A 1,412-nucleotide genomic window follows, 5' to 3' on the forward strand; every position below is an offset into this window, starting at 1 on the left:
TGCAGGACGAAATTTTGCCTCTAAAGCGCAGAATTTTTCCAAAGCCGCGGCGTCAAAGCCGGTCATTATACACGAGCGCACGTCAAAGCCCTCGGCGATATTAGCGATATTTGCCGCTAAGATATAAAGCTGCTTGGTCGCGTAGTTCATCAGCGCTTCGTCGTCTAAGTCCGCAAATTTTGCGCGGAAATAATTCATCGCAGCTTCATATTTTTGTGGAGTATTTGCGCGGCGGCGGACGGTGCGTTCTAAATACTCCTCGCCCACGCGCAGATCGTTACGCGTGATTAAAATCACGGCGTGCGAGCACTCGGCTACTTGTGGCTGGCTGTTGCAGGCTACAGAAAGCTCTTTTAGCTCACAAGGATCCGAGATTATCATCATCCTCCACGGTTCCAATCCGCATGAGCTGGGACTTAAGCGCGCAAGATCAAGTATCTCGCGCACGAGCTCGCTATTTAGCTTGTCGCTGCAAAATTTACGGCAGCTGTGGCGAGAGAGCATCACTTCTTTTATCGATTTCATTTTATCTCCTTTAAAATTCGCGGCATTATAGCGGGTTTGCCTAAATTACACTCGGTTAGCTTGGCGAGTTAAGCTAGATTTTGCTAATATTGCCCTTTCAAATTCCGCTACAAGGCATAATATGAACGATAAATTTAGCAAAATCGGCTTCATTCTCGCAGTCGCAGGCAGCGCCGTAGGGCTCGGTAATGCGTGGAAATTCCCCACTTTAGTAGGCACCAACGGCGGCAGCGCATTTATCTTGCTATATCTTTTGCTGACGCTTTTGGTTAGCTTCGTGATTTTTTTAGCCGAGATCGTCATAGGCAGGCTAAGCGAAAGTGATCCAGTGCGCGCATTTGAAAAGCTCGCACCCTCATACAAAGGCGCATGGAAATACGCGGGATTTTTTATGATTAGTGCGCTTTTGATCTATGCTTTTTACAGCGTCGTAATGGGTTGGATCCTAAAATACGTGGTCTCAAGCGCTTTTTATCTGCCAAAAAGTATAGATGAAAGCGGCGCAGCGTTTAACGCACTTTTAGGTAGCGACTTTTTAAGCGTGGCGATATGCTTTACCATAGCGTCGGCGTTTTGCTTTTTCATCGTATCTAAAGGTGTCAAAAGCGGCATCGAGCGGCTTAATGTCTGGATGATGCCCGCGCTATTTATTTTGCTGGTTTTGATGCTAATTTACGCCGCGAGTTTCGATGGATTCGGACGTAGCGCAAAATTCTTGCTAGTGCCAGATTTTTCCAAGCTTAATAAAGATAGCGTTCTTTCGGCGCTAGGACTTGCGTTTTTTACGCTCTCGCTGGGCGTTACTACGATTATGACCTATGCTGCAAGCCTGCCTGCGCGCACCAATATCCTAACCTCAAGCATAAATATCGTCTGCATTAATGTCC

Annotated in this window: 2 protein-coding genes; one reads left to right on the top strand and one right to left on the bottom strand. The window is 46.9% G+C overall.

What is annotated here, in order from left to right:
* A partial coding sequence (locus Q0236_RS08110; RefSeq protein ID WP_297916756.1) for a nitroreductase family protein occupies positions 1-525 on the bottom strand: 525 nt, incomplete at its 3' end.
* Between the two features lie 121 nt (positions 526-646).
* On the opposite strand from Q0236_RS08110, the gene Q0236_RS08115 reads away from it, so the two are divergent.
* Positions 647-1,412, top strand: a 766-nt coding sequence (locus Q0236_RS08115; protein WP_297916758.1) for a sodium-dependent transporter, incomplete at its 3' end; no start/stop codon positions are given.

Source organism: uncultured Campylobacter sp., from assembly GCF_938031315.1.
Taxonomy (GTDB): Bacteria; Campylobacterota; Campylobacteria; order Campylobacterales; family Campylobacteraceae; genus Campylobacter_B.